Here is a 6298-nt window from a genome sequence, read left to right as displayed (position 1 = left end):
GGCCCCGCATCCTGAATTGGATGCGGGGCCCACGCCGTGCTGCCGGTTCGGCGGATGCGGTGGGCTGCGCCGCGCCCTCGCGTCCGCCCATCCGCCACTCGCGTGCCAGGTTCTGTGCGCTGTCATTAGCGTGATGGCTAGTCATGTGCCGTCGACCGCTAATCAGTCGCCGCGAGACGAGACTTCGCCGCGCGCGCACAACGAAGTGGCGGGGGGGCCCCCCGGGTGGGGGGGGGCCCGCCACTTCTTGCCGCTGCGTTGGCTACGCCGGCACGACCTCGGCGAGGTGCACGCCGACGACAGCGTTGAACTTGGTCCAGGTCGCCTCGAGTGCCTCGGCGTACGGGGTGTCCCACAGCTCGCCGTTGAACACCTCGACCTCGACGTCGCCGGTGTAGCCAGCGGCGTTGACCGTCTCGGTGAGCGAGGCAAAGTCGATGACGCCGTCGCCGGGCAGGTGGCGGCTCAGCAGCACGTCGGCGGGCAGCGGGGTCTTCCAGTCGCACACCTGGTAGGTCGCGATCTGGCCGGCCGCGCCGGCGCGCGCGACCTGCGCCGCAACATCCGGATCCCACCAGACGTGGAACGAGTCGACGACCGCGCCGACCGCCGGGCTGCCGATCGCATCCGCGATGTCGAGCGCCTGGCCGAGCGTCGAGAGCACGCAGCGGTCCGACACGAACATCGGATGCAGTGCCTCGAGCGCGAGCGTCACGCCGGCCGCCTGGGCCTCGGGCGCGAGCGTCGCGATGCCCTCGGCGAAGCGGGCCCGCGCATCCGCGATGGTGCCGCCCTCGGCAATCCCGCCGGCCACCACGACGAGCACCGCGGCCGAGCCGGGCGCGCCCGCGGCGGCGAGCGTCGCCGTCTCCTCGATCGCACGCCGGTTCTCGTCGAGCGAGGCACGCCAGGCGGCGTCATCCGGGTCGGTGAGGAAGCCCGAGCGGCAGTGGCTCGAAAAGCGCAGGCCCGAATCGGCGAGCAGCTTCGCCGACTCGGCGAGACCCACCTCGTTGACAGGCTCGCGCCAGAGGCCGATGCTCTGCACGCCCTGGGCGACGCAGAGGTCGAGCGCCTCGCGCAGGTTCGCGTACTTGATCGTCGCCTGGTTCAGCGAGAAACGGGCGTGCGGGATGGTCATGCGCGCACCTCCCCCGCGTCGAGCACGCCGTCGAGCCGCAGCATCGCGTGCCAGCGCTCGGCCGCGAGCTCGGGGCGCTCGAGCGCACCCGAGGCGTTCGCGAGCTCGACGATGCGCGAGAGGTGCGGCAGGCTGCGCGCCGAGTGCAGGCCGCCGACCATCTTGAAGGCGGGCTGGTGGCCGTTCAACCAGCTCATGAACGCGACGCCGGTCTTGTAATAGAAGGTCGGCGCGGCGAACACCTGGCGCGAGAGCTCCTGCGTGGGTTCGAGGATGCGCGTGAAGCCCTCTACGTCGCCCGCGTCGAGCGCCTGCACGGCCGCCGAGGCGTTCGGCGCGAGCACGCTGAACGCGCCGAGCAGCGCATCCGAATACTCGCCCGACTCGTCGGCACGGATGAGCTCGACGTAGTTGAAGTCGTCGCCCGTGAACATCGTGACGCCCTCGGGCAGCTGCCCCCGCACGTAGCGCTCGGCATCGGCGTCGAGAAGGCTCATCTTGATGCCGGCGATCTTCGCGGCGTGGCTGTCGACGATCTCGAGTAGGTAGTCGGCGGCGGTGCGCCAGTCGCTGTACCCGAAGTAGCCCGCGAGCTGTGGGTCGAACGCGGTGCCGAGCCAGTGGATGATCACCTTGCTCGACGCCTCGCGCAGCACGTGGTCGTAGACGCGCAGGTAGTCGGCAGCCGACGTCGCCGCGCGGGCGAGGTGCCGGCTCGACATGAGCACGGGCGTGACGCCCTGCTCCTGCGCGAACGCGAGCTGCTCGAGGTAGGCCGTCTCGATCTCCTGCAGCGAGAGCTGCTCCTCGGTGCGGCCGTCGGTGTTCACGCCGACGGCGACCCGGCCGCCCGCCTCACGCGCGCACTCCGCCGACTTCGCGATGAGCTCGCGGGTCGCGGCCGCGTCGAGACCCATGTTGCGCTGGGCGGTGTCCATCGCATCCGCGACGCCGAGGCCCCACGAGAAGATCTGGCGCCGGTAGTCGAGCGTCGCATCCCAGTCGATATCGGCCGGTGCGCCGGGCACGTTCTCGGCGTGCGCCTTCGGAATCACGTGCGCCGCCGCGTACAGCGTGCGCGAGCGCAGCGGGCCAGTCGGCTTCGCGAACGACGAGGCCGCGAGCAGCTCGGTCGCGCGGGTCGTACCGTCGGCGTCGAGCAGCTGCAGCGTGATGTCGGTGGATGCGCGGCTCGCGCCGAGCGTCTGCGTCGCGGTCATCAGGCATCCACCTGCTCTGCGGCGCGGTCGACGGCGTTGCCGAGCGCGAACTCCTGCAGGCTCACGCGACGACCCTGCGCATCCGACTCGAGGGCGGCCTCGGCGAGCAGCATGCCCGCGGCGCCCGAGCGGAAGTCGTAGTGGTGCTCGCCGTCGCCGACGACGTAGCGGAGGAACTCGACCCACTGCAGCTTGAAGCCGTTCTCGATGGCGTCGTTCTGCGGCACCTCGACCCAGTTCGACTGGTAGTCGTTCGCGTCGGGCAAATCGGGGTTCCACGTCGGCTTCGGCGTCGCGTTGCGCGGCTGCACCTTCGCGCCGAAGAGGCCGACGACGGCGCTGCCATGCGTGCCGTCGACGTGCAGCTCGACGAGCTCGTCGCGGTTCACACGCACCGTCCAGCTCGAGTTGAACTGCACGATGGGGCCGTCCTCGAGGTCGAAGATCGCGTAGGCGGCATCGTCGGCGGTGGCGGTGTAGGCCTCGCCGCGCTCGTCGACGCGGGTGGGGATGTGCGTGCGCTTCTCGGTGTAGACCGAGGAGATCTTGCCGAAGAGGTTCTCGATGACGTAGTTCCAGTGCGGGAACATGTCGACGATGATGCCGCCGCCGTCTTCGCTGCGGTAGTTCCAGCTCGGGCGCTGGGCGGGCTGCCAGTCGCCCTCGAACACCCAGTAGCCGAATTCGCCGCGCACCGAGAGGATCTCGCCGAAGAAGCCGCTGTCGATGAGGCGCTTGAGCTTGAGCAGGCCGGGCAGGTAGAGCTTGTCGTGCACGACGCCGTTCTTGATGCCCGCGGCCTCGGCCTCGTCAGCGAGGGCGACGGCCTCGGCGTAGCTCTCGGCGGTGGGCTTCTCGGTGTAGATCGCCTTGCCGGCCGCGATCGCCTTGCGGATCGCGGGCACGCGCAGCTGCGTGACGAGCGCGTCGAAGTAGATAGGGAAGTCGGGGTCGGCGAGCGCCTCGTCGAGGTCGGTCGTGTACTTCTTGACGCCGTGCTTCTCGGCGACCTCGCGCAGCTTCTCTTCATTGCGGGCCACGAGGTAGAGCTCGATCGGCTGGCGCGAGCCGTCAGAAAGCGGGAAGCCGCCTTCGTCGCGCAGCGCGAGCAGCGAACGAACGAGGTGCTGGCGGTAGCCCATGCGGCCGGTCGCACCGTTGACGATGATGCCAATCGTGTTCTGAGTCATGTCGGTCCTCTCATGCGAGACCTCGTCGTTGAGGTTGTGGCAATCCTATGGGAAAGCGCTTACCCGAGCAAGCGATGGATGCAGAATCGGCCCCCGAGTTTGTGTCGGGGGCCGGTTTTGGGGTGCCTTGGTGCGCGTGGGGTGGCGGCCGGATGCGCGGTTAGGCGGGCGCGGCGGGTGCAGGCTAGGGCGCACCCTTAGAGGCGCCGCGGGCAGGCGTGCTCTCGCGAATCACGACCGATGTGTTGGCAGCGAGGGCCACCGGGGCGCGCTCGGGATCGTCCTGCATCGCGACCTTGACCGCGCGGTAGCCCATGTCGTCGAGCGGCACGACGACCGTAGTGAGGGTCGGCGTGACGTCGCGGGCAGTGTCGATGTCGTCAAAGCCGGCGACCGAAACGTCGCGGCCGGGCAGCTTGCCGAGGTCGCGCAGGGCGGTCATGGCGCCGATCGCCATCACGTCGCTCGTCGCGAAGATGGTGTCGACGTCGGGCATCCGCGAGAGCAGCTTGCGGGCGCCGGCGTAGCCGCCGTCGCGGCTGAACTCGGCCTCGACGTGGTGGTCGCCGCCGAACTCGATGCCCGCCTCCGCGAGTCCCTCGATGAAGCCCTCGACACGGTCGACGTTGGTGACGAGGCGACGCGGGCCCGACACGATGCCGAACCTCGTGCCGCCAAGCTTCACGAGCGCGAGCGCGAGGTCCTTCGCACCCTGACGGTTCGAGAGCTCAACGACGTCGAACGGCGGGTGGTGCTGCGAAATGAGCACGACCTTGCCGCCGGTCGCGATGTAGTCGCTGAGGTGCTGGTCGAGCGCCGACTGGCTCGCCGCATCCGTCGTGCGCGAGCCGGTGAGAATGATCGCCTTTGGCCGCTGCGTGCGCAGCGTGCGCACGATCTCGACCTCGGAGCCGGTGTCATGATGGGCCGTCGCGACCGTCACGACCAGGCCTTCTTCGGCCGCGCCGCGCATGACACCGGCGGCGATCGCACTGAAGTAGGGGTCGGCGATGTCGCTCACGACGACCGCGATCGTCGACGAGGCCCCCTTCGCAACCGCCTGCGCCGAGAGGTTCGGCAGGTAGCCGAGGCGATCTGCGGTTTCCTGCACGCGCGCGCGGATGTCTTCGTTCACGCGCCGAGTGCTGCCGTTGATCGCGCGCGAGGCGGTCGCGATCGAAACGCCCGCCTCACGAGCGACATCCCCGAGCGTCACCGGCTGCTTCGCTGCCGCCATGCGTCCCTCCGAATGTTCGTCGTTGTCGGAGTTGATTCTAGCGGGAAACGGCTTTCCGGCTAACCTTGACGCATGCATCGTCGCATCGTCATCTGCCCCGACTCGTTTAAGGGCACCTGCCCCGCCGCCGATGTGGCTGCCGCCATCGTACGGGGCTGGCGCTCGGTGCGGCCCGACGACGAGTGCGTCGCCGCCCCGATGGCCGATGGCGGCGAGGGCACGATCGAGGCGATGGCCTCAGCGAGTGACGGGGCCTCGATTGAGCGGGTGCGCGTGCGCGGGCCACTTGGCGAGCCGGTCGACGCGCAGGTGCTCCGGCTCGCCGACGACACGTGGGTGGTCGAGCTCGCCGAGACGAGTGGCATCGCCTACCTGCCCGAGGTGACGCGCGCGACGGCCGCCTCGGCCACGACGTTTGGGCTCGGCGAGGCGATTCGCTTCGCCGTGTCGCACGGCGCCAGGCGTGTGCTCATCGGGCTCGGCAGCAGCGCGTCGACCGACGGTGGGCTCGGGGCGCTGGTGGCATTGGGGGCGCGGGCTGTCGATGCTGCGGGGCGCGAGGTGTCGCCGGGCAACGCGGGGCTGCACGAGCTCGCCTCGGTTGACTTGAGCGGATGTGTCTCGCTGCCGGATGAGCTGCTAGCGCTGACCGATGTTGAGAGTCCGTTGTTGGGTGATGCCGGTGCCGCTGCCGTGTTCGGGCCGCAGAAGGGCGCTTCGGTAGAGGACGTCGCGCGCTTCGACGCGGGCCTTGCGCGCCTCGCCGAGCTGCTCGACGCCGACCGGGATGCGCCGGGCGCGGGCGCCGCCGGCGGAACCGGCTTCGGCCTGCTCACGCTCGGGGCGCGCATCCGCCCCGGAGCCGTCGAGATCGCGCGAACGATCGGGCTCGCCGACGCCATCGCCGGCGCCGACTTCGTGCTGACCGGCGAGGGCAGCTTCGACACGCAGTCGCTCGCGGGCAAGGTGCCGTCGATCGTCTTCGGCATGGCCGACGCGGCGGGTGTGCCCGTCGGCGTGATTGCCGGCCGCGTCACCCCGGATGCGCTACTGCAGCGACGGGCGACGGGCGCGGTCGAGGCCTGGTCGCTCACCGAGCTGGCAGGCGGCGCGGATGCGGCGATGCGCGACACCGAGCGCTGGCTCGAGGTCGCGGCGGCACGGGCCGCGGAGTGGTTCGGGCGGGTTGGTGCGGGCCAGTCAGAGCGCTGAGCGCTGAGCTGCCGTGCCGCCGACCTATGTCGGTGGCTCGTGGTCTCGTGAAGTCAGTCGCCCGATCACCCGCTATCGGCCGCGGCCGAGCAATGTCGGAGGCTCGTGATGGAGTGGAACTCATCCCCCCAGAACTCCTCCGATTCCAGCGACGCTGATGCATGTCGGTGGCCCGTGATGAGCTAACTGCGATCCCCAGAATTCCTCCGATTCCAAGACCGCCGATACATGTCGGTGGCTCGTGATCAAGTAGAACCAGTCCCCCGAACTCCCCCGATTTCCCGCACCACTGGCCATG

General features: G+C 69.9%; 5 protein-coding genes. 1 reads left to right on the top strand and 4 read right to left on the bottom strand.

From position 1 onward, the window contains the following. Positions 1 to 262: 262 nt before the first annotated feature. The 4 genes from QM019_RS05005 to QM019_RS04990 all read right to left on the bottom strand — a co-directional run bounded on the left by QM019_RS05005 (position 263) and on the right by QM019_RS04990 (position 4788). Positions 263 to 1141 carry a sugar phosphate isomerase/epimerase family protein gene (locus QM019_RS05005; protein WP_282852112.1) on the bottom strand — a complete coding sequence of 293 codons (879 nt, stop codon included), beginning with the start codon at positions 1139 to 1141 and terminating at the stop codon, positions 263 to 265. Then, positions 1138 to 2361: a dihydrodipicolinate synthase family protein gene (locus tag QM019_RS05000; protein ID WP_282852111.1), complete on the bottom strand. Its 1224-nt coding sequence runs from the start codon at positions 2359 to 2361 to the stop codon at positions 1138 to 1140. Before QM019_RS05000 ends, QM019_RS05005 begins: the two co-directional genes overlap by 4 nt. Further along, positions 2361 to 3551, bottom strand: a complete 1191-nt coding sequence (locus tag QM019_RS04995) for a Gfo/Idh/MocA family protein (RefSeq protein ID WP_282852110.1) — start codon at positions 3549 to 3551, stop codon at positions 2361 to 2363. The genes QM019_RS05000 and QM019_RS04995 overlap by 1 nt, the downstream gene beginning before the upstream one ends. A 184-nt stretch (positions 3552 to 3735) precedes the next feature. Continuing rightward, positions 3736 to 4788 (bottom strand): LacI family DNA-binding transcriptional regulator, encoded by a 1053-nt coding sequence (locus QM019_RS04990; RefSeq protein WP_282852109.1) that lies wholly within the window; start codon positions 4786 to 4788, stop codon positions 3736 to 3738. 72 nt (positions 4789 to 4860) lie between these two features. Between QM019_RS04990 and QM019_RS04985 the strand changes: the two genes are divergently transcribed. Then, complete coding sequence (locus QM019_RS04985) at positions 4861 to 6000, top strand: glycerate kinase (protein WP_282852108.1); 1140 nt, start codon at positions 4861 to 4863, stop codon at positions 5998 to 6000. Positions 6001 to 6298 lie beyond the last annotated feature (298 nt).

The organism is Gulosibacter sediminis, assembly GCF_030011715.1.
Classification (GTDB): Bacteria; Actinomycetota; Actinomycetes; order Actinomycetales; family Microbacteriaceae; genus Gulosibacter; species Gulosibacter sediminis.
This window is presented reverse-complemented; position numbering and strand designations above follow the sequence as displayed.

Bases quoted from the DNA above. Each gene is read 5' to 3' on its own strand.
- QM019_RS05005 (WP_282852112.1), bottom strand. From the start codon at position 1,141: ATGACCATCCCGCACGCCCGTTTCTCGCTGAACCAGGCGACGATCAAG.
- QM019_RS05000 (WP_282852111.1), bottom strand. From the start codon at position 2,361: ATGACCGCGACGCAGACGCTCGGCGCGAGCCGCGCATCCACCGACATC.
- QM019_RS04995 (WP_282852110.1), bottom strand. From the start codon at position 3,551: ATGACTCAGAACACGATTGGCATCATCGTCAACGGTGCGACCGGCCGC.
- QM019_RS04990 (WP_282852109.1), bottom strand. From the start codon at position 4,788: ATGGCGGCAGCGAAGCAGCCGGTGACGCTCGGGGATGTCGCTCGTGAG.
- QM019_RS04985 (WP_282852108.1), top strand. From the start codon at position 4,861: ATGCATCGTCGCATCGTCATCTGCCCCGACTCGTTTAAGGGCACCTGC.